Genomic DNA, 24,951 nt, shown 5'->3' with positions numbered 1-24,951 from the left:
ATGGGGTGGTTCACCCGCGATGAGCCGGAGGAAGTCGTCTTCGAAGAGGTCGTGGACACGGACGGGCAGATCTGGCCCGCGTTCACCGACGACGACGGTGTGCTGTGGATCGACGTGGACTACGACGTCGAGGTGACGATCAATGGCGCGATCGTCGACGGGCAGATCCGGGGTGCCGAGGTCGATGAGCACGGCCGGATCTGGATCGACTACGACTGACCGCGAGGCCGGACGGCCTGTCCCGCACCCGAAGCCCCGGCCCCTGTGGGCGAGGTGTCGGATACGAGGCAGGGCGCCCGGAGTTCAGCGGACGTCGTTGCGGGTGCGGGAGAACATCCCGCGCTGGTTGCTGGTGTTGTTGATCTGCGTGTTCTGGGTGACCGGGCCCTCGTAGACCGTCTTGGACACCGACCTGCGGGCCTTGCTGAACGCGCCGCCGATCGCGGTGGCGACCATCGCGATGCCGGCGAACGGCAGGGTGACCATGAGGACGCCGTAGAGCGTGACGGAGGCCAGGCCCTGGAGGACCAGCCAGGCACCGCAGCCGACACCGGTGATGCCGGCGCCGACTCCGATGGAGGCCACCGCGATCCCGGCCGCCCACGCGGGGACGATCCGCTTGTCGTCCTGATGGACGGGCGGGGTGTCGCCGTAGGCGGGCAGCGGGGTGTCGTCGCGGAACGACGTCGGGATGTGCCGCACGGGCGGCATCTCGGGCTGGAAGGACCGGGCGATGATCCGCTCGGCTTCGGCCTTGGCTTCGTCGTCGGTGAGCGGGCGGGTGATGGGCTCGAAGTCCACGGTGATCTCCGTTTCGGGGCAGACGCGGGGCGCCCTCCCCGCCGGGGTGGCGGGGAGGGCGCAGGGGGCGAGAGAAGCGGGCGGGGCTACTGCTGGTCGGCGGCGTCCTCGAGCGCGGCTGGCGTCGGGTACTGCAACGGCCTGCGGGTCTCGGAGCGGACCACCAGGCCGCTCTGGCGGCCGGTGCGCAGGAGGTCGGCGACCAGGGCTCGGGCCTCGGGGCTGGCCGCGAGGATGTCGGTGGCGTCGTCGACGACCAGGACCAGGGGACGGTTCATCGGGGTGTTCTCCTTCTCGTTCGGCAGGGACGGGACCGGGGTGGTCAGAAGCTGCCGATCCATCCGGTGAGGGAGGACACGGCGCTGGTGATCGTGGGGGCGATGCCGGTGCTGGCGAGGAAGAGGCCGAACAGGCAGACGGCGATGCCTGGCATGATCCGCTGGTAGCCGGTGCGCACCAGGATGACGACGATGATGCCGAGCAGGAGGACCAGGGAGATCGACAGGGCCACGGGGACCGGTTTCCTTCGGTGAGTGGGTGGTGGGTGCGGGTCAGCTGTCGGCGAGCTGCCAGTGGCCGCGCTTGAGCGACTTGGCCAGGCCCTTCGCCTTGAGCTGGGTGCAGGCGTTGCTGACGCTGGAGGGCTGGAAGCTGGGCAGGGCCTCGCGCAGCTGCTTGAGGCTCTTGGGCCCGTCGGCGAGCAGGTCGAGGATCTGGTCCTGGAGGCCGGGCTCCTCCCCGATCTCGGGGCCGCCGTCGCCGAACGGGATGCCGAACGGCGCCTCGAACGCGGCGGGTGCTTCGTCACCGTCTGCGCCGTCGGCGTCGGGGGCCGGGGTGCCGGCCGCCGGGGTGCTGCCCGGGGCGTCGGAGAACGCCTGGGCGAGGGTGTCGCAGTCGGCGTACGGGTTGGTGTGCCGCACGCCGTAGATCGCGGCCCCGGCCTGCGCGGCCTTGGCCTCGCCCTCGGTCAGCCCGGTGGGCGGCTCGTCGCCGTACAGGGCGATCAGGTCGGGGTAGACCCCGTCCTTCTTCTCCGCGAAGAAGGTGCGCATGAACTTGGCGCGGCCGTCGAGGAACATGTACGCCATGCCCGCGGTGGACTCGCCGTCCTCGTCGTCCTTGCCGGAGAACAGCGCCTCGATCTGCCCGTTCTCGTAGATCCGGGCGGGGATGTTCTCCATCTGGAAACCGGCCGGGGCGATGCCGTCCAGGCCCATCTCCTTGGTGGAGGAGGAGGCGGTGCGCATGAGGAACAGCGCGCCGACCTTGCCCTGCTGGCGGATCGCGTCGTCGTCACCGAGGTCCTTGAGGTGCAGGGACTGCACGGCGAGCCGGATGCCGATGCCGACCTTGCGGCCGGTCTTCTGGATGTCGGCGATGAGGTAGGCGGTGGCCTTGCGCATCGCTTCGTCCGGGTGGGACAGCAGCCGGTTGATCTCGTCCAGCGTGATGTTGATGAGCGGCCACGGCCGGTTCAGGGCGAAGTCGCCGCGGCCCATCTCGTTGGAGATCCGCTCGCGGTGCTTCATGACCGCGTGCGCGGCCGTGAGCATCAGGAGCGTCTCCACCGGGCCTTTGGCGAACCAGTCGACCCGGCCCTCCGCCTCCGGGAGGCTCATGCCGCCCTGGACGTCGCCGACCCAGGAGACGACGCCGGAGCGCTTCTCCGCGGCGAGGATCAGGTTCTGCAGGACGGACTTGCCAGCTCCCGTGACGCCGGCGGTGATGCCGCGCAGGGCGCCCTGTCCGGGATCCCACAGCCGCATCCGGGCGGGCTTGCCGTCGTGGCAGACACCGATGGTGACGCGGCCCTTGGAGTCCATCGTCAGGTCTTCGACGGTGGCCTTTCGGACCTTCATCAGCGGGTTCGTCTTGTAGATGGAGATGACGCCCATACGAATTCCATCCGTTTCGATGACTAGGCGGGAGGGGTCGTCGATGCCGAAGGCGGAGCAGATCGCCGTGTGCGGCAGGTGGATTTCCTTGCCCGGCGGGGAGGCGACCAGCAGCACGATGCGGTGCGGCTCGGACCGGTAGTCGATGAGGTCGACGCCGGGGGCGGCCTTGCCCGGGGCGGCGACCGCTGTCTCCCACAGGCCGCGGATGCCTTCGGCGACGGCCTCCACGTCCTCGGTGGTGGGGCGGGCGACCAGCCGCATCCGGCCGGGCCCGGAGCCCTGGATCGGGCGGATCTTCACCGTGCCGACCGGGAAGTCGAACGCGGCGGCGAGCTGCACCTCGGTGAAGGTGGGCACCGCCTTCCCGGCCTGGGCGACGACGACGGCCTCGAAGTCGGGCCGGTCGGCGCGGTACGGGGTGATGGACACCAGCCGGGTTCCGTCGCCGGTGGCCTGCTGCCACTTCGCGGCGAGGAACTCGGTGTAGGTCAGCGGCTCCCCGGGGTCGGCGCCGTGCTGCGCCTGGTGCTCGGTGAGCTCCAGGACCAGGCCAGCGCTGCGGGTGAGCGGCGCCATCCAGCCCATCAGGGACGCCCACGCGGCCGGGGCGACGACCTCCCACCAGTTGAAGCCGGGGGTGATCAGGTTCGCCACGTAGGTGCCGGCGGCCGTCAGGAACGGGATCGCCCGCTGCGCCCGGGTCAGGACGCTCAGGCCCTGGTCGGGGTCCTTGGTCTTCGTGTAGAGCCAGGCGAGGGTGCCCAGTCCGATCCCGCCGGAGGCGAGGTAGGACCAGGCGCTGTCGTCGAGCTGCGGGCCGACGGCCATCCCGGCCGCCGCGAGGGCGTAGGAGGTGCGTTCGGCCAGGACGCGCCGGTAGATGACGTGGCCCGGGACGCGCTTGGTGGTGTCGGCGGCCGGCGCCGCCTGGTCGATGGTGCTCAACACTGCCTCCGTTCAGGGACAGGCAGCAGCAGGGGCCACACCCGATTGCCGGGTGCGGCCCCTGCTGCTGCGGGGTGAGGGGTTGTTCAGCTGCGGCGGCCGGTGCGCCGGTAGTAGCCGGGCTTGGCCTGCCGGACTCCGGAGCCGTTGGAGGCTTCGTAGCCGGGGCGGTACTCCCGGTCGTGCGCGTTGTTGAAGCCGCGGGCGTCGGTGTCGACGGAGTCGGCGGCGTCGACCATCTCGCCGGACGCCTCCGCGACCGCGGTGAGGTGGGTGGCGACGTCCTCGATCATGGAGATGAACTGGGGCTCGACCTCTGCCTGGTTGTTCATCTCCGACAGGCGCAGGGCCGCGTTGGCGTTGGCCTTCATGTGCGAGCGGAGCAGGTGCATGCCCTCCTTGAGGAAGAGGGCGGAGGCCGCGAGTTTGGCGGTCTGGCCGGCCAGGGCGAGGAAGCCGTTGCCGCTGCTGGCGCTGCCGCCGCTGTTCATGCCCGGGATGGCCGGGAGGTTGTCACTCACGTGCTGATCTCCTCTCAGTTCTCGTTGTGGATGCGGGCGGCAGGCACGAGCAGGCCCGCGTCCTCGGTGGCCTGCTGCAACGGCCGGTAGGCGTCGAACATCGCGTTCTCCGTCGACTCGGAGACCTCCGCCGCCGTCAGCGACTTCGTGGACATCTCGTCGGCCTTGCGGGCCAGCAGTTCCATGGACTCCGCCAGCTTCGCCATCGCGGCGCCCGTCAGACGGCCGATGACGTTGTGCGTGGAGCGCAGGTCGGCGGCAAGTTCGTCCAGCTCGTGCCGGATCTCGCGTGCCTTCGTGGCCAGCTTCAGGCACGTCTCGTGTGCGCTGAAGGACTGCTTGGTGAGCTCCTCCAGGACGTCGAGCGTGTCGTCGAGGGTGACCTCGGTCTCGTGCTGCGCGTCCATGTCCGCGATGGCACCGCTGCCCCACCGCTTGATCCAGGAGTCGCGCTCCGGGTTCGCCGCCACGAGACCGCCCGTCTTGGACGCGTCACTCACGCTGTTCTCCTTCGTGCTCGAGGTGCCGTCGGGCACGCCCGCCCCGGGGGAGTCGGCCCGCTCGACTGTGATCGGGCCGGTTGGGGCGGAGCCCGCGGTCGCCATGCCCATCGCCTCGAACGGCGACAGGCGACGTGTTCCGGTGCCCGGCACCGTGCCCCCGCCCGCAGGAGGCGGTGCGGTGGCGGGCCCGGTGACCGTGGCGGCCGGAGTTGGCGCGGCCGGGCCAGGCGTCGGGGCCGGGGTCGGGGTCGGGGTCGGGCCTCCGACCGGGACGGTGGTGGTGCGCATCCGGGCGCGCTTGCGGGCCCGTGCCTTGGCCGTGGACCAGGGCGTGCGGCGGGTTGGCGCCTTCGCGGCCGGGCCGAGCGGCGCCTTCGCGGCCGGACCGGCGGGCTTCGTGCTGCCGGACTTGGTGGTCTTGGTCTTCGGGCCGGTCTTCTTCTTCGGCTTCTTGACCTTGACCTTCGTGACGATGGGCGGCCGCATCTTCTTGCGGCGGCGCTTGAGCCGCTTCTCAGCGGTCTCGTGCACCGCCTCGCCGAAGGTGGTCCGGCCCCGGGCGGCGGGCTTCATCACCCCCAGGACCTTGCGGCTGTACTCCTTCTGGAAGCGCCGGCACTTGCGGCAGCGGCAACCGTACTTGTCGGTCGCCGCGAACGTGCCGTGCGCGATGCCCGGCGTGAGCGTGACCTTCTTGCCCTTGCGGGACTTGCCGCCCGGCGCCTTGGGCACCGAGGCCGGACCGGTGCCGCCCTTACCGGAGCGGGTCTTGCCCTTCTTCCCGCCGCCGCGCTTGCTGCCGGGCGCCGTGGTGCCCGCGCCGCTGCTGTCCTTCCCCTTCGGCTTCGTCTTCGGGCCGGTGCCAGAGGTGGTGGTGCCGGGCTTCTTGCGCAGGATCCCGGACGGGCCGGTCGTACCGCGCGGCGACTTCTTCGTCCCGCTCTTGGGGCCGGTCCCCGTGCCCTTGCCGGCGCCGGGGCCCTTCGAGCTGGTGGTGCCGGGCGAGCTCTTCCCGCCCGACCCCGTGCCCTTGCCGGGGCTCTTGGTGCCGGGTCCGGTCGTCTTGCCGGTGCCCGTCCCGGAGCCCGGTCCGCGCTTCCTGCCACCGCCGGACGAACCGCCGGCTCCGGCCCCGCTGCCGGGGCCGCGCTTGCGGTTCGTGCTCGTGCCGCCCCCGGAGGAGCCGGACCCGCCGCCGCTGCCGGGGCTGCGGTTCTTCCGGCCGCCACCGCCGCCGCTGTTGCTCGGGCCCTTGCCGCCGCCGGAGCCTCCCGAACCGCCCGAGCCGCCGGACGATCCGGGGCCGCGGTTCTTCTTGAGGTTCACGCCGCCGCCCTGCGAGGTGCGGCGCAGCGGGGTGACGCCCGAGCCGCCCTTGCCGCCGGAGCCGGAGTTGGAGCGGCCGGGCCCGGAGCCACCGCCGCCGCGCCCGCCCCGGGAGCCGCCGCCAGAGCCGCCGGAGCCGCTGGGCGAGCGGGTAGTCGACCCGCCGCGCCCCCGGCCTCCCGAGCCGCTGTACGAGCCGCTGCCGCCCCGCCCGGACCTGCCCGGACCTGCGCCGCCGGAGCGGCCTCCCAGGCCGCCAGGACCGCGCTGGAGGGCCTTGCGGCCGTACTCGTGGCTGGGCTGCACCTGCTTCTTCGAACCGCCCCCGGAGGAGCCGTCCTTGGCGGTGCTCGCGGTCTTCGCGACCGCTTCGCGCTGCTCCCGGTTCGCCCGGCCCGCCGCGACGGCGGAGTGAATGCCACGCATGGCCGCCAGGGACACCGCGAGGATCGCCGCCAGGGACAGCGAACCCAGACGCGGCGCGGCGGGCTGCGCACCCTCCGAACGGAAGGTCGCCGGAACCATCGCGCCGCCCGTCGCGGAGGTCGCGGCGGGCGCGGCTGCGGGCTCCGAGTCGCCGGAGAACGGGGTGCCGAGACCGGGCTCGGGCAGGGCCGCGATGACGTCCATCGGGTCGGTTCGCGTCGCGGGTGCAAACGCTTCGGGGGTGGCCGGAGAGGTGTCTGCGGGGGCAGCGAACGGCACGTCGACCGGGGCCGAAGCAGGGGGTTCCGCGGAGGGTTCGGCAGGGGCGGTGTAGCCCACGCGGGGGAAGTGGATCAGGTTGTTCGGGCCGTCGTCGTCGGCCATGACGTCTCCCTCTCGGAGTTGACAGACGGTCACCGCCTGGGGCACCCTCGCGCGCGCACGACACGCGCGCGCCCTGGGGTGCTCCAGGCGGCGAGGAGGAGGCGGTGATGAAGAAGAACTTCGTCACCCTCCGTTGTTCTTGTAGAAGTCGTGCAGCGCCTTGGTGAGCGCGGGCCACAGGTTCGGCTTGCCGTCGCGTTCGGCCTGGCGGGCCAGGGTCCGGCACGCGTCGTACCAGACCCCGGCCCGCTCCTGGTCGCTCTGGGCCTCCGCGACCCGCGCGTTCCAGAACCTCGATCGGTTTTGCACCTGCCGAGGCGTCGTCACTGCCCTTCTCCCTTCGGGAAGTAGTCGTTGATCGAGGCGGTCGGCCGCTCACCGCCAGCCGCCATCGGCCACTGCTGCCAGGGGTTGTCCGGGGCCACGAACTCCGCCGGCCTCGCCTGCGGAACCGCGCCCGGCACCTGGTCGGCCGGGGCGTTCAGCGAGGTCACCGTCTTGTCCAGGGACTTGGCGACGGCGGCCCCCAGGGCGGCCTGGCGGCCGGACTTGCGCTCCAGCTTCCGGGCCTCCGCCGCAGCCCTGCGCTGGGGGAGCTCCAGGACCTCGTTCTTGTAGGTCGCGTACAGGGCCTCCGCCTTGCTCGCGGCCTCGCCGGACGCCTTCTGCATGGCCTTGAGCTGCCGCGACACCTTCCAGGCGCGGAGCTTCTTGGACATCCAGCGGTCGCCATCGATCGGCGTCTGTTCCAGGCGCCGGCGCACGATGTCGGCGATCTGCCCGTACTGCTGGGCGTCGCGAACGTGCTGGTCGCGGACGGTCGCGGTGAAGGCCCGCAGGCCCTCATCCGTGAACAGGGCGTTGATATCCATGAGGTGGGGTTCTCCTTCTCGGGGCGGGGGTGATCTGGGAGGCTTTGTCGTGGCGTTTCGGCGCCTTCACCGCGCTCCCGAGGCGCTGACTTCGTCTCGGGGGCCGGTGGAACCGTCGAAAGGCTCGTTTGTGCAGGTCACTGCTCCGGGCGGTATCCGCCGGCGATGAGCGCGACGGCCTCCTGGCGGTACTTGGAGGCGGTGTCGGTGGACGACACGTCGAACTCGCGCTGGACGTCGGCGATCGAGACGACCCGGCACAGCTCGCGGTGCATCCCGTCGGCGTCCAGACCGACGAACACCGCGCCGGCCGCGAACGCCATGCGCGCGACCTTGCGGACCGCCCGCTCGCGCGGCGTCAGCTTCGCGGCGTCCTCGATTTCGACCGCGCGCCGCTCGACTTCGGCGGCGGCGAGCCGCCTTTCGGCAGCGGCGTACTCGGTTTCGGCTTCACGCTTGCGGGCCGCCTGCGTGTTCGCGTCGGCGGTCGCCTTGCGCTCGTTCTCCTCCGCCGCGAGCCGGTCGGCTTCGGCGGCGCGGCGGCGGGTTTCGGCAGTGGCCCGCTCCGTTTCGGCGGCGACCCGGTCGGCTTCGGCAGCACGCTGCCGGGCCTCCGCGATCTCCGCCGTCTCGATGGCCTGAGCCTCCGCCGCGGCGACCCGGTCGGCCTCCGCCGCGAGCCTCCGCTTCTCCGCCGCCTGGCGCTCCAGCTCCGCCGCGCGGACGTCCGCGGCGGCCTTGGCCTCGCGCTCCTGGGCCTCTTTGCGCTCCGCCTCCGCCTCGCGGGCGCGGGCCTCAGCGATGACGGCCGTCTCCAGCGCGGCCTCCTCCAGCTCAGCGGCCCGCTCTGCGGCGCTGACCTGGGCTCGGGCGTGCGCGCGGGCCTGGCCGGTCTCGCCCTCCACCCGGGCGCGGACCGCCTCGAGCTGGCCCTGCGCCTCCAGCCGGTCGGCTTCGGCCTTCTTGCGCGCGAGCTCCCTGCGCGTCTCCGCGTCCAGGCGCCGACGCTCCGCCTCCTCCGCGCGGGCCTCAGCAGCACGTTCCTGCTGCTCAGGCATCGCGAGGGCCTGGGTGACGGTGTAGCCGTGGGCGGCCATCTTCATCGGCAGCAGTTCGTCCTCGGTGGCCTTGCCGAGGTCGCCGTCGTACTTGCGCTTGAGCCACTGCTCGTAGCCGATGAGCTCCTGCTGGCGCCGGATCATCTCCGGGTACGAGGTGACGTTGTGCAGCCGCATCCGGCGGTAGAACCGCGGGGTTGCGACGGGGGAGAGGATCCAGCGGTGCAGCGGGATCCGGTCGGTGACCGTTCCCGCCTCCAGCCTGGCCTTTTGGATGATCAGGCGGCGGGCGGCCTCCACGCCGATCACGAACAGGATCGGCATGACGCCGTGACTGGCGGCCTGTACCGGGTCGGTGCCGATGTGGCCCTGTGAGCTGGCGTTGAACCAGATCGTCGCGCCCGTCATGGCGTGCGCGGCCATCCGCAGCAGCGGCCACGGGGTGCCCTTGCGGATCAGGTACAGGTCCAGCGCGAGGAACGCGATGATGCTGGCGTCGACGCCGACCGGGAACCAGGGGGCCAGTTCCTTGCTGAACCCCCAGCTCAGGGCGACCTTGGCCAGGGTGCTGTAGGACATCGCGAAGCCGATGACGCCGACCAGCGTGCCGCCGAACGCGGCGACGAGCGACAGGGCGGTCATCAGCCGGTCGCGGGTGGGCTTGATCGTCTTCCGCTTGTCCGGGCCCGAAACGCCCCGGGGCGTACCCGAAACCTTCTCGGGTGCTCCCGAAGCGCGGCCCGGCGGGTGCGAAGCGGGGGTGTCGGGAGCCGCGCTCTGCGGCATGTCGGTGATCGTCATGGGGGCCTCCGGAAGGGATCGTTCAGGGCGGGGTCGAAACGGCGGCCGGTGCTCCCGAAACGCGAGGGGTGCGTTCCCGAAACGGCGGCCGGTGCGGGCGGTTGATCACGAAACTGGCACCGGCACTACCCGGTCCGGGCGCACGAAAAGGCCGGCCTCCCGAGGGGCGTGCGACCGGTGCGGGGGAGCGCTGCGGGGCGGGCCCGAAACTGTCTGCCGCTCCCGCCGGGCGGGAACGAAATCAACTCTCGGGGAACCGCGCGCCGTGTCGGCGGAGGTCGGCGGTGGTGATGCCGAAGTGGCGGCACCGGTCGATCAGCGGCTGGAGCGCGCTGCCGCCGGCGAGCGCCTCGGGCGAGCCGACGCCGTACCGCTCCTGCATGGCGAACAGCTCGTTGAGCGCGGTCGCGGTGCGGGCGGCGTGCTACTCGAAGCGGCCCTCGCCCACCCACTCCTCCGCGATGACGTGGAGGGTGGTGCGCCAGCTGCCGCTGTAGTCCTCCGGCCCGATCGGCGGGATGTCGCTGCCGAAGATCGCGAAAGCGGCGGCCTGGGCGGCGGCTTCCGTGCCGGGCTGGAGCGGGGTCATCGTCGTGGCCATGTGGCCTCCCTCGACTGTGGTCCGGGCTGTCCGGCTCCCCTTCACCGCCCGTCCTGGCCGCCGTGGTGCAGCGGTCGGTGCGGGCGGATCAGGCAGCCGCCAGAAGGGATCAGGAGGCGTTACGGGCCCGCTGGCGGGCGGCGCGGCGCTTCATGGAGCGGCGTTCGTCCTCGCTGAGGCCTCCCCAGACGCCGGCGTCCTCGCCGTGTTCTATCGCCCACTGGAGGCAGGTCTCCATCACAGGGCAGCGGCGGCAGACGGCCTTGGCTTCCTCGATCTGGAGCAGCGCCGGGCCGGTGTTGCCGATGGGGAAGAACAGCTCGGGGTCCTCCTCCTTGCAGGCGCTACGCTCCCGCCAGTTCGTGTTGACCGGCAGGTCGGCGGAGGGGGCGTAGCTGGTGCGTACGATGGAGTCGCGATTCATCAGGGCCTCCCAGAAGGTCCAGAGCAGGAGACAGCCCCGGGGCGGCCACCCCGGGGCTGTTGCGTGTTGCGGCGGCCGGACGGCCGGAGCGGGCGGGAGCTCCCGGCGCTCTCCGCCGGCCCCGGCCGGGACGGCGCGGGGACGACGGGCAGGGCCGGGGGGATCAGCGCTGCTGTTTCTGGCGTGCGGTGTAGGCGTCCTGGAGACGGGCGAACCGATCGTGGATCGGCACCCCCTCCGCGCACGGCGTCTCGCCCTGGCAGGCCAGACAGGCGCCGGTGTGTTCGGCGGAGTCCTCGAACGCCTTCATGTAGCGGACGAACAGGTCGTCGGTCGGGCGGGCGCTCACCGGTTGTCCCCAGCGCGCTCGTTCTCCGAGCGCCGGTTCTGCTCCCGGTTCTTCTGCGAGAGCGCCTCGCGTTCGGCGTCGGTCATGCCGCCACCGCCCAACCGGTCTGCACCGCAGCGGGGTTGAGAACGAGGACCAGGGCGACGTCGACGCGGGCGGCGTCCTCGGGCTCGTAGCCCTTGGAGTCGTCCTCGCGCTCGATGTCGTCGATGATCCCGGCCCGCGGCTGCGCCGTGGTGCGTGTCATGCTGTGCTGCATCAGGTCCTCCGAGTCAGGTCCTGGACAGCTCCCGGGCCGCAATCCCAAGGGCTGTCACGATCACTCCCCGCTTGGGGAGCTGACTGCGTGTACGAGCAGCCACGGCCCCGGCCTCCCCTTCTCGGGGTGGCCGGGGCCGTGGTCGTTCGTCCGGAGCGGGTCAGCTCGCGCGGCGCTGGGGGTGCAGCGTCTTGAGCGGCACCGGCGGCGCTCCCAGCGGCGCGGCACCGGCGGGCAGCTCCGCGCGGCGGGTGTCGGCGTCGCGGACCGCGGACTCGGTCGCCGCCCACTGTTCCTTGCGCAGCAGCCACAGGGGCCGGTCGTTGCTGCGCTCGTCATCCGCCGGCGTCTGCTTCTGCGCGGCGATCTGGCTGACGGCCGGGGCGACCGCGACCTTGGGCTTGCGCCGCACGGTGGTCCGGCGGCGGTGGACGGTCTCCGAGTTGCCGTCCGTCAGTCGCTCCTCCCACTTCCTGGCCGTGACGTTGACGGTGACCAGGCGGTTGCTGCCCAGGCGGCAGCGGACGGCGGCGTCCTTGCCCGCACGGCCGGTGTCGTGCGGCACGACCTTGGGCTGCTTGGTCTGGAGGCCGGTGATCGGCACCCACGTCTCGCAGTCGGGGCAGACCAGCGACGCGCAGGCCGGCCGCAGGTCGTACTGGTGGGGCTTGAGGGTGGAGAGGGCCAGCGCCGGGCGGGCGTTGACGGTGCGGGAGCGGGTTCGGCTCCGGCGGGGGCGGGCGGTGCGCTCAAGGGTCGAAGCAGACATCGGAACTCCTCACGGACGGAGCGGCGGGGCGCGGATCGCGATGCTCTCTCCGCCCTCCGGGCCGCACGGCACGAGGCCGGCGTCCCGTAGGACAGACAGCGCACAGCGCTGCGACGTGCACACAAGTCGTCGCGGCCGTCAGGCTCCGGGGGAGTTCGATGGTGCTCTCGCGTCCTCAGCGAGCTGAGGACTACCCCGGCCGCCCCGAAGGGCGGACGACTACCTGGGCAACTTCGATATCGAAGTTGCAGTACGATGGTGCGCGATCTCTCTATCGATGTCAAGCACTTCGATAGAGATGTCCCCTCGCTATGAAAGTCGCGAGCCGTAGCTGACGCTGAGCATCGAAGCCCTTAGGATCGCTAGCGAAGTTAGGAGACACATGGCAGGCGGAAAGGGCTCTGAACAGCCCAGATACCTCCAGATCGCTGACGAGCTGAAGGCTGCGATCGAGCGAGGGGACTACCGACCCGGTGATCGACTGCCGGGAGAGAACGCCCTTGCGCCGCAGTACGGCGTCGCCGTGATGACGGCTCGGCGGGCACTGCGCGCGATCACCAACGAAGGGCTCGCGGAGTCTCGGAAGGGCGCGGGGGTGTTCGTTCAAGCTTTCCGTCCCATCCGGCGGCGCGGCATTCAGCGTCTGGCGCAGGACCAGTGGGGCGCCGGAAAGTCGATCTGGTCGGCTGACGAAGACCGGCCCCTGGCGGTCGACCAGGTCTCCGTACAGGAGGTCGTTCCGCCGGCGCACATTGCCGAGATGCTTGCCCTGGACGCCGGCGAGACCGCCTGTGCCAGGTCCCGGCGCTTCGTGCTGGATGGCCGGCCAGTCATGCTCGCCACCTCGTACCTGCCCTACGCCTTGGTGGAAGGTTCGGCAATCACCCAGGCCGACACCGGGCCGGGAGGAACCTACGCTCGCCTCGCTGACCTCGGACATGGCCCGGTTCGCTTCCGGGAGGAGATCCGCGGACGGCTGCCCACTGCTGAGGAAGCGGCCACGTTGGGCATGTCCCCTGAACGCCCTGTCCTGAAGATGTGCCGGACAGCCTTCGATGCTCAGCAACGAGTTGTTGAGGTCAACGAGATGACCCTCGACTCCGCCTCGTACGTCCTGGACTACGAGTTCGATGCCTGACGGCAAGCAGGAGTCGATGCGGGCACGGCACTGGGGTGTGCCCGGGATCGCCATGGTTCCTCCGGCCGGGATTGCGGGTGTGGATCAACAAGAAACAGCATCCGCACCAGGGGCCTTGAGCGAGATGTCCGGCCGTGGCAGTGGTGTAGCAACAGCGTGGCAATTGGGCCGTTGACACCTGGAAGGTGACCGCCAAGGGGGTGTGTAGTGATCGCTGTGGACAGGTGGACAGGTGAGGAGGCGCTGCTGTTGCGGTCGGTGATGCGAGCGTCTGTGCGCGAGTTCGCCGGTCGCCTCGGCATCAGCCCCCGGACCGTCTCGAACTGGCAGCGGAACAAGACGAGCGTCTGCCGTCCCCAGATGGCGCAGATCCTGGACACGGCGCTCCTCCAGTGCACCCCGGCTGAGCAAGAGGCGTTCAGCCTCCGTCTGGCAGCACTGCGTGGAACGGCAGCTCCCCTCAACGCGGAGTCGGCAGCGCGTCCGGCACCGTGCACGGTCGTCTCCCACAAGTTCTTGCCGGTGTACCTCGGTGAGTGCAGTGCGCCCCTCTACGCTGCGGGCTCGCCAGGCGAGCCTGGACCCGGCGGCTTGGAGCAGCGAGTCCTGCCGGCTGACCACCACTCCGCGCAGTCGTCGACAGTGCACATGTACGCCTGCGGCGTCGCGGTGGTGCATCTCGAGGAGCACCACCGCCTCAAGTCGTTGACCGAGTTGGCGTTGTGGCGTTACCGCACATACCTGAAGGAACCGGGCTGGGTAGGGGAGTGGATGGCCCACCTGCTGGCCCGCCACGGCGACGACAAGGACCAGCCTGCCCAGTCGCTCGTTCCGCAGTACGTGCTGTCGGCCTACGAGCTCCGCACACATTCCTGGTCAAGCGCCGGCCTGGACACGGCTCTCCAGCTGCTCGCTACGCCATCAGTGCTGGTCAACCGGCAGAACCCAGCAGATGTGGTGCCGCTCGGGCCAGGGGTAGAGGAAGCCAAGTTCCGTGACGGCTGGGCTCACCCCGAGGCCGTGACATTCGACGGCGGAGTCTCCCGCGGCGTCGTCGGCTGGTCTGGCGTCGCCTATCACCCGCAGTCGGACGAGCGGGCTCTGACCATGAGCCAGATCGTGGCCCTTGAGCTCGACGTACAGGCCCTCTGGGCCCTCTCGTCGCACATCCTGCACACGATCGAAGACGGCCAGGACCCGGTGATGCCGACGGCCTACGGCTGGCGCTTCCTGCGCAGCGCCTACTTCCGGCTCACTACCGCGCGCCCCACTGAGACGGCCCAGCACCGTGTGATGCGCGAGGCCATCCTGGCCACCAGCGAACTTCCTGATCGGCTGCGCGCCGCCCAGGACGCTCTCCGAGACAGCAATCCGTGACGGCCATGTGGAAGGCGGAGTGGGTGGACCCTCAATCGACAGCGCTGCTGGTCATCGATGTGCAGCAGGGCTTTGTCAACCAGCACAGCCGCGGCGTCATCCCCGCGGTTGTTCGACTGGTGGAGGGCTGGCAAGCAGCTGGCGCTCCCGTGGTGCTGTCGCGGTTCCACAACGAGCCCGGATCACCGTACGAGACGATCACGGGATGGACGCGATTGCGTACTCCCGAGGAACAAGCCCTCGTTGCTGACCTGGCCCCCTTCGCTGCCACCGCCGCCGCGGTCATCGACAAGCCCCAGGCGTCAGTGTTCACCTCCGAGGGCGCCCGGACCATCCACGAGGCGGGCTGGACCGATCTGGTGCTGTGCGGCATCGACACGGATGCGTGCGTATACGACTCCGCTGTTGCGGCCTATCAGGCCGGATACCGGCCGTGGATTGTCACCGACGCTTGTGCCTCCACCGGCGGCGCCCGCTACCACGACGCCGCGCTCCTGCTCGCCGCCCGGAACATCGGCGCTGAGCAACTGGTCACGAGCGAGGTTGTCTTGTCCCGAATCAGCGGAACGCAGGGAGCCCACGCATGAGCACACCGCACGAGACAGATGTCCTGGTGGTCGGCGCCGGCCCGTCAGGCGTGGCGGCCGCGGTGATGGCGGCCAGCCTGAACCTTCGAACGGTCGTCGTGGAGGCTGACTCAGTAGGCGGCAAGCTGCATGTCATTGGGGCACTGGAGAACGTCCCTGGCAACTGGTCGACCGGCCCGCAACTGGCTGAAGCCCTTGCCGCCGACCTGCACCGCCTACAGCGGGCTGGCCGATGCTCCGTCGTGCAGGGCCGTGCGGTCAGCGTCACCGGCTACGACGACCGGGCGGAACTCGTACTCGAGGACGGACGCGCACTGAGTGCACAGCTGATCGTGGTCGCCACCGGCGTGGCCGCCCTGGCTCCGCCCGACGCCGACTGGATCAGCGCTTCCGCACGTGTGTCGGTGCCTCCGCTGTGGCGCACCGAGCCTGCAGACCTAGCAGGCCGGACCTACATTCTCGGAGGGGACCGTCCCCTCGGGACATGGCTCCGCACCCACCCGCACTCCTCGACGACGCTTCATGTCCTTTGTCCGCCGGCGGATGACTACAAGATCGCAGAGGTCGCGGGGGACGAGCGCGTGCGCATCGTGCCCGTCTCTCACGTCGTCCTGTCGCAGATGGCCTACGGAGACGAGTGGAGCGTGCAGGTCAAGGACCGGCAGGGTGAGCGCAAGTCCTACATCGCCAAAACGGTGCTGAACAACCTCGGCAACACGCCAGCGGGTTTTGACGGCCTCGTCTCGAGCGAGGACGGCTACTGCCCTCCCGGCAAACAACACCCTCGGATCCGGGTCGCCGGCGACTTGAGGTCAGCCCAGTTCCAACGCATCATCACGGCGCAGGGCTCTGGAGCGGAAGCTGTGCTCGCGTCCTACTACGCCTCGGTCCTGAAACCATGCTGAGGCTTGACGCCCACCGCCCTATCGGCGTATCGATGCATGCCAGCCGAAAACGATCCCGTGGTGTATCTTTCAGGGATTCGGTGATCATGAGAGGTTGGGGCATGTCCGACGCGGATCCCATGCAACGGGTCAACGCTCTCCTCGACGACGTCCTGCCGACGCCGCACGTGCGTCAGCAGTTGCGCCTCGCTGCGGGGCTCACCCAGCAGGAAGTCGCGGACGCCGTGGGCGTAAAACGCTTGGCCGTCGCCCGCTGGGAGCTAGGCCAGGCCCACCCCAGGCGGCCCCATCGCGCCGTCTACATCCACCTACTCAAAGGGCTCGCGAAGCGTTTCCCCGAGGTCGCTGAGCTGGATGCAGGCAGCACGACGCCGGCCTCCAAAAGGGGGTCGGGATGACCTAGCGGCCATCGGCCGCGCGCGCCGATAGGTGGAATGGCATCCACTTGGCCCCGCGCGGCCCGTCTCGCCGACCATCAGGTCGGCCACCCAGTCCCCGGTTGGCGCCGGTTCTGGGCTCCAGCTCAACGAGCTGGCTCACCTCACTAGCAACACCCCGCTTTGGCAAGCGGGTCCACCCGGTCGTCCTTTGGCAAGGCGACCGCCTCGGCTCTCCAGGAGCCCCTTTGGCAGGGGGCCTCTGTCGAACCACTGCTTCATCCCGGGTTCCGGCGGCTTTGGCAGGCCGTCGAAGCTCGGAGCTCCGCGTTGGTGTCCATCCACACAGAGCGCTCGGCCGTGGTCGGGCCCCTTAGCAGGGGCCTGGTCGCAGTCGGGGCGATCCATATGAAGGTTGGTGTCCCCGCCATAGTGCACGAGATCGGTGTCCTCTGTCAGCTCGACCGTGTCCGATTCGGGCGGGTTCAAGCCCCCCAGACTTCCCGTGTGACGGAATCGGCTGACCCTGTTCGCCCTTTTCATAGCATTAGTCACGAAGATTCTTCGAGTTGGAGTGCCACGCCGGCCCCGATCCGGCACACCTATACCGAGAGGAGGACCCCTGTCCTCCTGGCGGTACCGGCCGCCGTGGTGTTCCGGGGCTCCGTCCCGCCCCACGGAACGCGATCGGAAGTCGTTGCCCGCCGGGCGGGAGGGATTGGGGGTCTCGCCGGTTCCTGGCCTCTGTCCACAGGCGGTCCGCGCAAGGCTGCCGGGATGATCTCTTTCTCGTGCGTCCGGGTGGGCCGATGAGTGCCGTGGCGGCGGTGGCCGCCGTGGTGGTGCCCGCTCCGCGTCCGTCGGTCGACGACGTCGACACGATCGCTGTGCTGCCTGTGCTGTTCGTGCCGGAGGCGTCGCAGTGGTTGTCGACGTCGGCGGGCCGGATCGCGGGCGAGGGCTATTCCTGGATGCAGGCGGTGCACTGGGTGGCCGGGTCCGGGCTCTACAAGCCGCGACGGCGTCGGTCGCACGGGCCGCGCTCGTTCGGACCGACGACCGTGCGCGTCGCCCAGGAGCTTGCGCAGCTGTTCCCGTGCCGCCCGGGGATCGAGTACTTGGTACGCCGCACCGGCCTGTCCGAGCGGTCGGTGGAGTACCACCTGGGCATGCTGCGGGAGGCCGGTCTGCTCGCGTGGATCGTCAAGGGCACCCGGGTGTCCGGCGGCCCCGCGCTGGCGTCGGAGTTCGCGCGGATGATCCCGGTGGAGTTCGACGTCGCGCTCGGCATCCGCACGGTGCAGCGCGATGAGGACGCTCCGGCGTACACGCGGGCGGTGTCCGGGATCGCGGAGGCCGGCCGGGAGCTGATGGCGAGGCTGGCGCAGAAGGCGTCGCGGAAGGTGCGCAAGCCGCGCTCGAAGGCCCCGGCGAAGGCCTCGGTGAGGGGTGCTGAGCAGGGGGATGTGACGGCCGTTTCGGATGAGGTCCGTTGCACCCCAATGCAGGTTGGTACCTCAGCATCTTCTACTGCGGGTGATACTTCCTTCCCCCCTGAGAGCAAGCTCGCCAGCGGGAAGCGCAAGTCCCCCACCCTGAAGAAGTCCAAGGCGAAGACCGGTGAACGCCGGAAGCTGAACTGCATCGGTCGCCGCTTCCAGCTGGCCGGGGAACTGATCTGCCGGGTGCCGTGGCTGGCGAAGGCTGCACGGCCGCGGATCGCCTGGATCGTGCGGGAGGTCGCCGACGCCGGGTGGACCGCGGACGAGGTGATCGCCTGGCTGGACCTGGAAGACGCCCCAAAGCGGGTGCTGCGCCCGTCCGGGTTCCTCGCGCAGCGCCTGGACGGCGCCGTGCGGCTGTGGCCGACCGCTGAAGGCCGCGCCCGCGCGGTGGAGGCATACCGGGCCTCTCGCCGCGCTGAGCAGGCCAGGCACGCCGAATGGGAAGGCTCCGGTGCTCCCTCGAGCCAGTTCGCGGCCCGTCTCTTCTGTGAGGCGGCCGCGCAGGTCCGCCAGCACGACCAGCCGCCCGCACAGCTGCTGTACACGCTCACCACCGACGACGTCCCCGCCGCGCCGCCGGAGCTGTCGGAGCACGAGCTGATCGACATGCGCGCGGCCGCGCAGAAGGACCCCTCACTGGTCACCTCGATCGCTGCCGCCTACGGCGAGGACTACGCGCGCTACGTGTTCACCGCCGACATCGCCGACCTGGTCCAGCGGGTGCGCGGCACCGGCCACCTGGCCATCGACCGCCCCTGGGAGGAGTACGCATGAGCAAGGACCTGGCCCCCGCCCTCTCGGGTGTCGACCTGGCCCGGGTGGCGCTGCAGGCCGCGCGGGCAGCAGCGAAGACCCGGCCGGCCGATGCGGCCGGAGGCGGTGCCGCCACCCGGCGCGTGCGGCCGTCGCGTCGCACCGGCGGACGGGATCCGATCACGTTCGCCGCCGCGATCGACCATTTCGTGGCCGAGCGGGCCTGGGAGGCCCCGGCCGCAGCCGGCAGCGTCATCGACCGCTGGGCAGACATCGCCCCCGAACTGGTCGGCAAGGTCAAGCCGGTGCACTACGAGCCGGCCACCCGGCAGCTGGACCTGCTGCCCGTCTCCCCTGCCTACGCCACCCAGCTCCGGTTGCTGGGCAGGCAGCTGATCGCCCGGATCAACACCAAGACCGGCCAGGAAACCGTCAAGGAACTGCGCGTCCTGGCCCCGGGCAACACCGCGTCTGCCCCGGCCGACACCGGGGCAGATCGTGAGGGCTCATCGAACGCGAAGGCGCCGGTGAAGACCCGCGAGATGGCCTGCGACGGCTACCGCCGCGCGCTCGCCGCCCACCAGGCGGTCCGGCCCGACCGGCACGTCGACCCAGCCATCCAGGAGGCCATCGAGTCGCAGACCCGCGCCCTGCGCGAGCTCAGCCGGCGCGCGTTCCCCGACCCCGAGTCCGGTGACCAGCCCAGCCCCATCGAAGCAGCCCGTATCCAACGGCGTCGCGATGCCGCTGCCAGCCGTGTCGCCGCTTTGCGGCGTGCCCGGGCCCAGCGCGCTCAGAAGGCCGACGGGCAATCAGCAGCCGCGCAGCCGCCAGCAGCGCAGCGCACGGCGTGAGAAGGCGGGCCGCCGTGCCGAAGCCCGGTCTTGACGTAGGCCATAAAGCCTCGTTCAGGCCCAGGATGCGCAAGAGTGGGCGGGTGTCCAAGAAGAAGAACGCCAGCAGCAAGGAAAAGCGCGCCGGACGCCAGAAGACTGCCGCCGAGAGCCGGCGCCGCGCGCAGCAGTACGAGGGCGTGCCCGAAGAGATCGTGGAGCTGCTCGAATCGCCGTACACCTTGCCGGAGTGGGAGAGGTTCTACCGCGCCTTCCCCACGGTCACCGCGGCCGTCGAGGCGGGTGGCAGGGGCGAGACCGTGGAGGTCTACAGCAGTGAGCATGAGCTCTACCAGCTGCGGGTGATCCTGGTGGATGGCGAACCTGTGGTGGAGACACTCCTGTATGTGCCCTACGGAACGCGGGACGCGCTGTGGAGCGGGCTGCTGCACAGCGACGGCCAGGACGACGCACTGAAGCGGATCACCGGTGCGCTGCCTGACCTGCTCCCGGACGATGTCCCGCTTGACGGGGTCGACTGCGTCGTCGAAGCGGCCCCCTCTGGGGCGAGGCTGCCGCGCTTTGCCTACCGGTACCGGATCCCCGCCTCGGGCCTGGAGAGGTGGAAAGATCAGTGGGAGGAGGCCAGCCGTTTCACTTCCCTTCAGGAAGCCGTCAGCTGGAGCGATACCCGTGCCGCCGGCCATGCCGACGCCGTCGAGATTCTGCGGCGGCACGGTATCCCGGCGGTCAGCTGCGACGCCTGCGGACACGCCGTGACGAACCGCCACCCCGCCTGGCCCGGACTGTGGGTCGACTTCATGGGTGATGATTTCGGGCCCGTGTGCCCGGAGTGGGACGACTCAGCGTTGCAGACGGAGAACGAGCTGGACAGCCTCGCCATCGGAGGCCCTCACCAAGTCGACGAGGCCGCCCTGACGGGCGCTTGAGCAGCGCAATGTCACCCCATAGCCCGGGCCTGGGCTTGTGGCCGGGATGGCGCCGAAACGGTGCCGGCGCGGACCAGGGCATGGACCTGGGCGGACATCAACAGCCCGGTGGTTCACCTACTGGCGACAGTAGGAGAGAGCCGGCGGCCGGGCCGAGCCCCACGTCATGAGGCCCGGCCGGGCAGTCTTCAGACGAGACCGAGCACGGCCAGTGTCGTGAGTCCGAGCGTCATGGACACCGCGAAGGCGCCCCCTGCAGAGAGGACGGCCTCGGCGAGGGAGGCCCCGGTGGTGTAGGTGAGGATTCCAGCACCGGTAGCCACGATTATCGAGGCCAGGGCGCACACCACGACCAGCAGAACTTTGACGCCGAACGATGGGTTGAACTTCAACGGTCCGGATGACCTTTCCGGTGGCCGGACCTAGGTGTTCTGTCCTGGGAGGTTGTGGACGGGTGAGCCAGGTCTCGGCTGAGGGATCTTGAACAGGTGAGGGCCTTCCGGTTCGGTGTGGATTGCGACGTCTACACCTGACCGAAAGGCCCTCGTGCCCCACTCTAATGCACCCCTGACCGAGACCGGACGGCTGCGCCTGGCCCGCTGCGTGGTCGAGGACAACTGGCCCCTGCGCCGGGCCGCCGAGCGCTTCCAGGTCTCGCCGACCACCGCCCAGCGCTGGGCCGACCGCTACCGGGCCTTCGGCGAGGCCGGCATGAGCGACCGCCCCAGCCGTCCCCATCACAGTCCGCGCCGCACCCCGACCCGCACCGAACGCCGGATCATCAAGGTCCGCGTCCCGCGCCGCTGGGGACCGGCCCGCATCACCCACCTGCTGCACCTGGTGCCCTCCACCATGCACCGCGTGCTGACCCACTTCGGCCTGGCCCGCCTCACCCACCTGGACCGGGCCACCAGCCGCGTCATACGCCGCTACGAACGTGACCGTCCCGGCGAGCTGGTCCACGTGGACATCAAGAAGCTCGGCAACATCCCCGACGGCGGCGGACACAAGGTGCTGGGCCGCCAGGCCGGCCGCAAAACCCGTTCCGGGACCGGCTACAGCTACCTGCACACCGCCGTCGACGACCACTCCCGCCTGGCCTACAGCGAGATCCACGCAGACGAGAAGAAGGAGACCGCCACCGGCTTCTGGACCCGGGCCCACTCCTTCTTCACCCAGGCTGGCATCACCGTCGAACGGGTGCTGACCGACAACGGCTCCTGCTACCGCTCACGCGACTGGCGCGACCTGCTCACCGCGGCCGGGATCACCCACAAGCGCACCCGGCCCTACCGCCCGCAGACCAACGGCAAGGTCGAACGCTTCAACCGCACCCTGCTCGACGAATGGGCCTACGCCCGCCCCTACCGCTCGGAGACCGAGCGCCGCGAAGCGTTCCCGCAGTGGCTGTACACCTACAATCACCACCGCGGACACACCGCGCTGAAGGGCCAACCACCCGCCAGCCGCGTCCCCAACCTCACGAGGCAATACACCTAGGGCACACGGCTCTCAGCTTGTTCTTTAACCTCAGGTTGCTGCGGAGTGTTTGCCGGTGGGGAAATTGCGGTGCGTGTTGGCACCACGCTAGGCAGACTCGCGGACATGACTGAGAAGATCATCCGCATCAACCCCGAGCAGCTGCATGAGACGCCCGGCTACCACCACATCACGGTGGTAGAGGCAGGGCGTACGGCCTACCTGGCGGGACAGTGCCCGCTTGATCGGAACGGTGACCTCGTCGGTGCCGGTTCCCTCGAGACGCAGGTCGACCAGGTGGTCGCGAACGCGCTCACTGCCCTGGCAGCGGCGAGTGCCCAGCCGCAACACGTGGTGCGGTCAGTGATCTACGTGCGGAGCGACGAGAGGGACATTCTCGGAGCCGCATGGCGTCGGCTCACCGAGTCTGCCCTGGGGCCGGCGTTCACCACCGCCAGCACGCTCTTGGGCGTTGCCCAGCTGGGCTTTCCCGGACAGCTCGTCGAGGTGGATCTCACCGTGGCGCTGCCTGACTGACTTCGAACGGCGTATCGAACTGGGTAGCCCAGCTGGGCATTCGCCGGACGCTGGGGCGGCCTTCGTCTGATCATGTGCTCCGACCAAGGTGCACGTGACCACGACGAAGGCCGTGAGGGTGAGTCTGCTGCCTGATGCTGCTGTAAGGGAAGCGTTCGCGGAAGCGTCATGCTTCCGGGACGAGTTGTACGCGTGTCTGACCGTGCGGGGCGATGAGCTGTTCGAGCTGGCGGACGCGGTTCTGTGTGCTCCGGGTGCGGTGCACTCGGCGGTGGAGCTGACGTTGCTGCCCGAGCACCGGCGTGGGCATGGCGCTATGTACGACGGCCTCAACCAGGGCCGGATCGACAGCGGCCGACTGCGGTCGCTGCTGGCCGGCCTGCCGCTGCCCCGCTTCCCGGACGGGCGCCTGGTGCTGGCGGTAGACGTCTCGCCGTGGCTGCGGTCAGACGCGCCGTGTTCGCCGGAGCGGCTGTTCTGCCACGTCTACGGCCGGGCCAAGACGGCTTCGCAGTTCATTCCGGGCTGGCCGTACTCGTTCGTCGCGGTGCTGGAGATGGGTGCCACGTCCTGGACACAGATTCTGGACGCGGTCAGGCTTGGCCCAGCCGACGATGCCACCGCGGTCACCGCCGCCCAGCTCCGCGATGTCGTCGAACGGCTCGTCGCGGCAGGCCAGTGGGCGCCGGGCGAGCCGGACATCACCATCGTGACCGACGCTGGTTACGACGTCACCCGCCTGGCCTGGGTCCTGCAGGACCTGCCTGTCGAGCTGGTCGGCCGCGTCCGCGGCGACCGTGTGATGCGGCTGCCGAAGCCGCCGCGCGTCTACGACCCGAAAGGCGGCCGGCCGCCGAAGCACGAGCCGGAGTTCCGCTTCGCCAAGCCTGAGACCTGGCCCGAGCCCGCCGTCACCACCCACACCGCCACCGCGAACTACGGCAAGGCCGTCACGCAGGCGTGGGACCGGGTCCACCCCCGGCTGACCCACCGGGCTGCCTGGCTGGACCATGAGGGCGAACTCCCACTGATCGAGGGGACGTTGATTCGGCTGGAGGTCGAGCACCTGTCGAAGGACCGGGCGGCCCCGGCGGTGTGGTTGTGGTCCTCGAAGACCGGCGCCGACGACGCGGACGTCGACCGGGCCTGGCAGGCGTTCCTGCGACGCTTCGATCTGGAGCACACGTTTCGGCTGTTCAAACAGACGCTGGGCTGGACCCGGCCTCGGCTTCGGGAACCGGAGGCGGCGGACCGGTGGACGTGGCTGATCATCGCTGCCTACACCCAGCTCCGGCTTGCTCGTCCAGTCACCCGCGACCTGCGGCATCCCTGGGAGAAGCCGGCGGCACCGCACCGGCTCACACCCGCGAGAGTCCGGCGGACGTTTCGGAACCTCCGCCAGCACATGCCCTGCCCCGCCAGGGCACCGAAACCCCACCGGCCCGGCCCTGGACGGCCGTCCGGCACCCCGAACAAGCACCGGGCACCCCGCTACGACGTGGGCAAAACCGTCCGCCGCGAGAAGACGCTTATCGCCCTACAACGGTTGAAAGGTTAAAGAACAAGCTAAGGAAAGATGCCCCGCTTCCTGCGGGGAGATGCAGGTGCAAGGCCTGCCCGGCGCTCGATACGAAAGAACCCCGTTCCTGCAGCAGGCAGGGACGGGGTTTTTCGTTGTCCGGTCTCTTGGCCGTCGCCATGGCGGGAGGCCTTGGCGCCTTTACGGCCGTCGGTGACCGGCGGCAGGTCCTGTCATGAGATCGCCTGCCGCCCGCCCTTGCGACGTCGAGGTCCCCGGAGAGGCGCCGGGAGTGGCCGGGGGTGTGCGGCCGGTGTCGGCCGCACACACGGGCCGGGGCGGGTCAGCCGTGGAAGGAGATGTAGCCGTTGCCGTCCTTGTCGTTGGCCTTCTTGGTGTAGGCGTGGACGTCGGCGCGGGCGCCGGAGGGCTTGTAGAAGTAGATGGTGTCCTTGTCGTTGTTCCACATGAAGTTGCAGTTCTGGCGGTAGACGACGTTCTTGGCGTCGGAGTCGGTGCCCTTGCCGCCGCGCAGCTTGATGTAGTCGCCGGGCTCGAGGGTGTGGCTGGTCTTGAAGGAGAACTTGTTGCCCGCGGCGTCCTTGACGACGTAGCCCTTGAGGTTGACCTTCGACTTCTTCGAGTAGTTCTTGATCGTCAGGTACTCGTCCTTGGTGTTCCCGCCCGAGCACTTGTTGGAGTCCCGGCCCGGCGCGTCGTACTGGACGCCCTTGATCTTCAGCGCCGAGGAGTACTCGGCGGCCTGCGCCGGAACGGCCGCGACGAGGCCGAGCCCGACGGCCGCGGCAGCAGCGGCGGCAGCGGCCAGGGTGTGAGACATACGCATGAGGAATCCCCCCTCAGTGGTGCGGATGAAGCGTCGAGAAGCATAACGAGCCAGTGATCACCCCGTAGGGAAAAGGTGAGAAGAGGGTGAAGCGGGGGAGCGGGCCGGGATCCTTGAACAACCGGACCCTCACGGCCGGGATGCAGGGCACCGCCGTAGCCCACGGGCGGTTCGTGCCACACTGGCCAAGGGCCCGCCGCGCAT

Annotated in this window: 29 protein-coding genes; 12 read left to right on the top strand and 17 right to left on the bottom strand. The window is 70.2% G+C overall.

Translation table 11 applies throughout. The annotated features are described in order from the left end of the window. Complete coding sequence (locus ORI94_RS31410) at positions 1-219, top strand: hypothetical protein (protein ID WP_164441989.1); 219 nt, start codon at positions 1-3, stop codon at positions 217-219. Positions 220-303: 84 nt separating this feature from the next. Here ORI94_RS31410 and ORI94_RS31405 read toward each other — a convergent pair whose 3' ends face one another. From ORI94_RS31405 to ORI94_RS31335, 15 genes are all read right to left on the bottom strand, one after another. Further along, a complete protein-coding gene (locus tag ORI94_RS31405; protein WP_266081886.1) occupies positions 304-801 on the bottom strand; it encodes a hypothetical protein in 498 nt (165 codons plus the stop codon). 86 nt (positions 802-887) lie between these two features. Further along, a complete protein-coding gene (locus tag ORI94_RS31400) occupies positions 888-1,142 on the bottom strand; it encodes a hypothetical protein (RefSeq protein ID WP_266081884.1) in 255 nt (84 codons plus the stop codon). Further along, complete coding sequence (locus ORI94_RS31395; RefSeq protein WP_266081882.1) at positions 1,124-1,312, bottom strand: hypothetical protein; 189 nt, start codon at positions 1,310-1,312, stop codon at positions 1,124-1,126. Before ORI94_RS31395 ends, ORI94_RS31400 begins: the two co-directional genes overlap by 19 nt. 40 nt (positions 1,313-1,352) lie before the next feature. Continuing rightward, entirely contained in the window at positions 1,353-3,647 is a 2,295-nt protein-coding gene (locus ORI94_RS31390; RefSeq protein ID WP_266081880.1) for a hypothetical protein, read from the bottom strand. 86 nt (positions 3,648-3,733) lie between these two features. Next, positions 3,734-4,168: a conjugal transfer protein TraB gene (locus tag ORI94_RS31385; RefSeq protein ID WP_266081879.1), complete on the bottom strand. Its 435-nt coding sequence runs from the start codon at positions 4,166-4,168 to the stop codon at positions 3,734-3,736. A gap of 14 nt (positions 4,169-4,182) precedes the next feature. Further along, positions 4,183-6,807, bottom strand: coding sequence for a hypothetical protein (locus tag ORI94_RS31380; protein ID WP_266081877.1), 2,625 nt, complete (start codon positions 6,805-6,807; stop codon positions 4,183-4,185). A 123-nt stretch (positions 6,808-6,930) separates the two neighbouring features. After that, a complete protein-coding gene (locus ORI94_RS31375) occupies positions 6,931-7,116 on the bottom strand; it encodes a hypothetical protein (protein WP_266081875.1) in 186 nt (61 codons plus the stop codon). A gap of 14 nt (positions 7,117-7,130) precedes the next feature. Then, on the bottom strand, positions 7,131-7,679 hold the full coding sequence (locus ORI94_RS31370; RefSeq protein ID WP_266081873.1) for a hypothetical protein: 549 nt from the start codon (positions 7,677-7,679) through the stop codon (positions 7,131-7,133). 137 nt (positions 7,680-7,816) lie between these two features. After that, positions 7,817-9,538: a DUF2637 domain-containing protein gene (locus tag ORI94_RS31365; protein ID WP_266081871.1), complete on the bottom strand. Its 1,722-nt coding sequence runs from the start codon at positions 9,536-9,538 to the stop codon at positions 7,817-7,819. 241 nt (positions 9,539-9,779) lie between these two features. Then, positions 9,780-9,920 (bottom strand): hypothetical protein, encoded by a 141-nt coding sequence (locus tag ORI94_RS31360; RefSeq protein ID WP_266081869.1) that lies wholly within the window; start codon positions 9,918-9,920, stop codon positions 9,780-9,782. Positions 9,921-9,962: 42 nt separating this feature from the next. Next, positions 9,963-10,139, bottom strand: a complete 177-nt coding sequence (locus ORI94_RS31355; RefSeq protein ID WP_266081866.1) for a hypothetical protein — start codon at positions 10,137-10,139, stop codon at positions 9,963-9,965. Between the two features lie 109 nt (positions 10,140-10,248). Further along, a complete protein-coding gene (locus ORI94_RS31350; protein WP_266081864.1) occupies positions 10,249-10,563 on the bottom strand; it encodes a WhiB family transcriptional regulator in 315 nt (104 codons plus the stop codon). 163 nt (positions 10,564-10,726) lie between these two features. Continuing rightward, complete coding sequence (locus tag ORI94_RS31345; RefSeq protein WP_266081862.1) at positions 10,727-10,912, bottom strand: hypothetical protein; 186 nt, start codon at positions 10,910-10,912, stop codon at positions 10,727-10,729. Between the two features lie 82 nt (positions 10,913-10,994). Further along, positions 10,995-11,159, bottom strand: coding sequence for a hypothetical protein (locus ORI94_RS31340; protein ID WP_266081861.1), 165 nt, complete (start codon positions 11,157-11,159; stop codon positions 10,995-10,997). 172 nt (positions 11,160-11,331) lie between these two features. Beyond that, positions 11,332-11,940, bottom strand: a complete 609-nt coding sequence (locus tag ORI94_RS31335; protein WP_266081859.1) for a hypothetical protein — start codon at positions 11,938-11,940, stop codon at positions 11,332-11,334. A gap of 382 nt (positions 11,941-12,322) precedes the next feature. Here ORI94_RS31335 and ORI94_RS31330 point away from each other — a divergent pair, with 382 nt between their 5' ends. The 8 genes from ORI94_RS31330 to ORI94_RS31295 all read left to right on the top strand — a co-directional run bounded on the left by ORI94_RS31330 (position 12,323) and on the right by ORI94_RS31295 (position 20,365). Beyond that, positions 12,323-13,078 carry a GntR family transcriptional regulator gene (locus tag ORI94_RS31330; protein ID WP_266081857.1) on the top strand — a complete coding sequence of 252 codons (756 nt, stop codon included), beginning with the start codon at positions 12,323-12,325 and terminating at the stop codon, positions 13,076-13,078. A 207-nt stretch (positions 13,079-13,285) separates the two neighbouring features. Then, positions 13,286-14,455 carry a helix-turn-helix domain-containing protein gene (locus ORI94_RS31325; protein ID WP_266081855.1) on the top strand — a complete coding sequence of 390 codons (1,170 nt, stop codon included), beginning with the start codon at positions 13,286-13,288 and terminating at the stop codon, positions 14,453-14,455. Beyond that, positions 14,452-15,042: an isochorismatase family cysteine hydrolase gene (locus ORI94_RS31320; protein WP_266081853.1), complete on the top strand. Its 591-nt coding sequence runs from the start codon at positions 14,452-14,454 to the stop codon at positions 15,040-15,042. The genes ORI94_RS31325 and ORI94_RS31320 overlap by 4 nt, the downstream gene beginning before the upstream one ends. Next, on the top strand, positions 15,039-15,947 hold the full coding sequence (locus tag ORI94_RS31315; RefSeq protein ID WP_266081852.1) for an NAD(P)/FAD-dependent oxidoreductase: 909 nt from the start codon (positions 15,039-15,041) through the stop codon (positions 15,945-15,947). The genes ORI94_RS31320 and ORI94_RS31315 overlap by 4 nt, the downstream gene beginning before the upstream one ends. Before the next feature lie 101 nt (positions 15,948-16,048). After that, on the top strand, positions 16,049-16,345 hold the full coding sequence (locus ORI94_RS31310; protein ID WP_266081851.1) for a helix-turn-helix transcriptional regulator: 297 nt from the start codon (positions 16,049-16,051) through the stop codon (positions 16,343-16,345). A 788-nt stretch (positions 16,346-17,133) separates the two neighbouring features. Next, positions 17,134-18,603, top strand: coding sequence for a transcriptional regulator (locus ORI94_RS31305; protein WP_266081850.1), 1,470 nt, complete (start codon positions 17,134-17,136; stop codon positions 18,601-18,603). After that, positions 18,600-19,436: a DciA family protein gene (locus ORI94_RS31300; RefSeq protein ID WP_266081849.1), complete on the top strand. Its 837-nt coding sequence runs from the start codon at positions 18,600-18,602 to the stop codon at positions 19,434-19,436. Before ORI94_RS31305 ends, ORI94_RS31300 begins: the two co-directional genes overlap by 4 nt. 83 nt (positions 19,437-19,519) lie before the next feature. After that, entirely contained in the window at positions 19,520-20,365 is an 846-nt protein-coding gene (locus ORI94_RS31295) for a hypothetical protein (RefSeq protein WP_266081848.1), read from the top strand. A gap of 188 nt (positions 20,366-20,553) precedes the next feature. Here ORI94_RS31295 and ORI94_RS31290 read toward each other — a convergent pair whose 3' ends face one another. Beyond that, entirely contained in the window at positions 20,554-20,757 is a 204-nt protein-coding gene (locus tag ORI94_RS31290; RefSeq protein WP_266081847.1) for a hypothetical protein, read from the bottom strand. Positions 20,758-20,911: 154 nt separating this feature from the next. Between ORI94_RS31290 and ORI94_RS31285 the strand changes: the two genes are divergently transcribed. The 3 genes from ORI94_RS31285 (at position 20,912) to ORI94_RS31275 (ending at position 23,939) form a co-directional block, all read left to right on the top strand. Next, positions 20,912-21,865 (top strand): IS481 family transposase, encoded by a 954-nt coding sequence (locus tag ORI94_RS31285; protein WP_266081846.1) that lies wholly within the window; start codon positions 20,912-20,914, stop codon positions 21,863-21,865. 105 nt (positions 21,866-21,970) lie between these two features. Beyond that, positions 21,971-22,381 carry a RidA family protein gene (locus tag ORI94_RS31280; RefSeq protein WP_266081844.1) on the top strand — a complete coding sequence of 137 codons (411 nt, stop codon included), beginning with the start codon at positions 21,971-21,973 and terminating at the stop codon, positions 22,379-22,381. 118 nt (positions 22,382-22,499) lie between these two features. After that, the gene (locus ORI94_RS31275; protein WP_323056103.1) at positions 22,500-23,939 is read left to right on the top strand and encodes an NF041680 family putative transposase; all 1,440 of its coding nucleotides are present in this window, start codon (positions 22,500-22,502) and stop codon (positions 23,937-23,939) included. A gap of 304 nt (positions 23,940-24,243) precedes the next feature. On the opposite strand, the gene ORI94_RS31270 is transcribed toward ORI94_RS31275, so the two are convergent. After that, positions 24,244-24,747, bottom strand: coding sequence for a lamin tail domain-containing protein (locus tag ORI94_RS31270; RefSeq protein ID WP_266081840.1), 504 nt, complete (start codon positions 24,745-24,747; stop codon positions 24,244-24,246). Positions 24,748-24,951: the final 204 nt, after the last annotated feature.

Origin of the sequence: Streptomyces sp. NEAU-W12 (assembly GCF_026242095.1) — a bacterium.
Classification (GTDB): Bacteria; Actinomycetota; Actinomycetes; order Streptomycetales; family Streptomycetaceae; genus Streptomyces.
The sequence above is the reverse complement of the archived record's forward strand: the minus strand, read 5'-3'. Positions and strand labels throughout refer to the sequence as shown.

What these genes read in the sequence shown, in the direction of transcription:
- ORI94_RS31410 (WP_164441989.1), top strand. Translation starts at nt 1, where the DNA reads ATGGGGTGGTTCACCCGCGATGAGCCGGAGGAAGTCGTCTTCGAAGAG.
- ORI94_RS31400 (WP_266081884.1), bottom strand. Translation starts at nt 1,142, where the DNA reads ATGGATCGGCAGCTTCTGACCACCCCGGTCCCGTCCCTGCCGAACGAG.
- ORI94_RS31380 (WP_266081877.1), bottom strand. Translation starts at nt 6,807, where the DNA reads ATGGCCGACGACGACGGCCCGAACAACCTGATCCACTTCCCCCGCGTG.
- ORI94_RS31370 (WP_266081873.1), bottom strand. Translation starts at nt 7,679, where the DNA reads ATGGATATCAACGCCCTGTTCACGGATGAGGGCCTGCGGGCCTTCACC.
- ORI94_RS31365 (WP_266081871.1), bottom strand. Translation starts at nt 9,538, where the DNA reads ATGACGATCACCGACATGCCGCAGAGCGCGGCTCCCGACACCCCCGCT.
- ORI94_RS31360 (WP_266081869.1), bottom strand. Translation starts at nt 9,920, where the DNA reads ATGCAGGAGCGGTACGGCGTCGGCTCGCCCGAGGCGCTCGCCGGCGGC.
- ORI94_RS31355 (WP_266081866.1), bottom strand. Translation starts at nt 10,139, where the DNA reads ATGGCCACGACGATGACCCCGCTCCAGCCCGGCACGGAAGCCGCCGCC.
- ORI94_RS31350 (WP_266081864.1), bottom strand. Translation starts at nt 10,563, where the DNA reads ATGAATCGCGACTCCATCGTACGCACCAGCTACGCCCCCTCCGCCGAC.
- ORI94_RS31340 (WP_266081861.1), bottom strand. Translation starts at nt 11,159, where the DNA reads ATGACACGCACCACGGCGCAGCCGCGGGCCGGGATCATCGACGACATC.
- ORI94_RS31335 (WP_266081859.1), bottom strand. Translation starts at nt 11,940, where the DNA reads ATGTCTGCTTCGACCCTTGAGCGCACCGCCCGCCCCCGCCGGAGCCGA.
- ORI94_RS31330 (WP_266081857.1), top strand. Translation starts at nt 12,323, where the DNA reads ATGGCAGGCGGAAAGGGCTCTGAACAGCCCAGATACCTCCAGATCGCT.
- ORI94_RS31315 (WP_266081852.1), top strand. Translation starts at nt 15,039, where the DNA reads ATGAGCACACCGCACGAGACAGATGTCCTGGTGGTCGGCGCCGGCCCG.
- ORI94_RS31310 (WP_266081851.1), top strand. Translation starts at nt 16,049, where the DNA reads ATGTCCGACGCGGATCCCATGCAACGGGTCAACGCTCTCCTCGACGAC.
- ORI94_RS31305 (WP_266081850.1), top strand. Translation starts at nt 17,134, where the DNA reads ATGAGTGCCGTGGCGGCGGTGGCCGCCGTGGTGGTGCCCGCTCCGCGT.
- ORI94_RS31300 (WP_266081849.1), top strand. Translation starts at nt 18,600, where the DNA reads ATGAGCAAGGACCTGGCCCCCGCCCTCTCGGGTGTCGACCTGGCCCGG.
- ORI94_RS31280 (WP_266081844.1), top strand. Translation starts at nt 21,971, where the DNA reads ATGACTGAGAAGATCATCCGCATCAACCCCGAGCAGCTGCATGAGACG.
- ORI94_RS31270 (WP_266081840.1), bottom strand. Translation starts at nt 24,747, where the DNA reads ATGCGTATGTCTCACACCCTGGCCGCTGCCGCCGCTGCTGCCGCGGCC.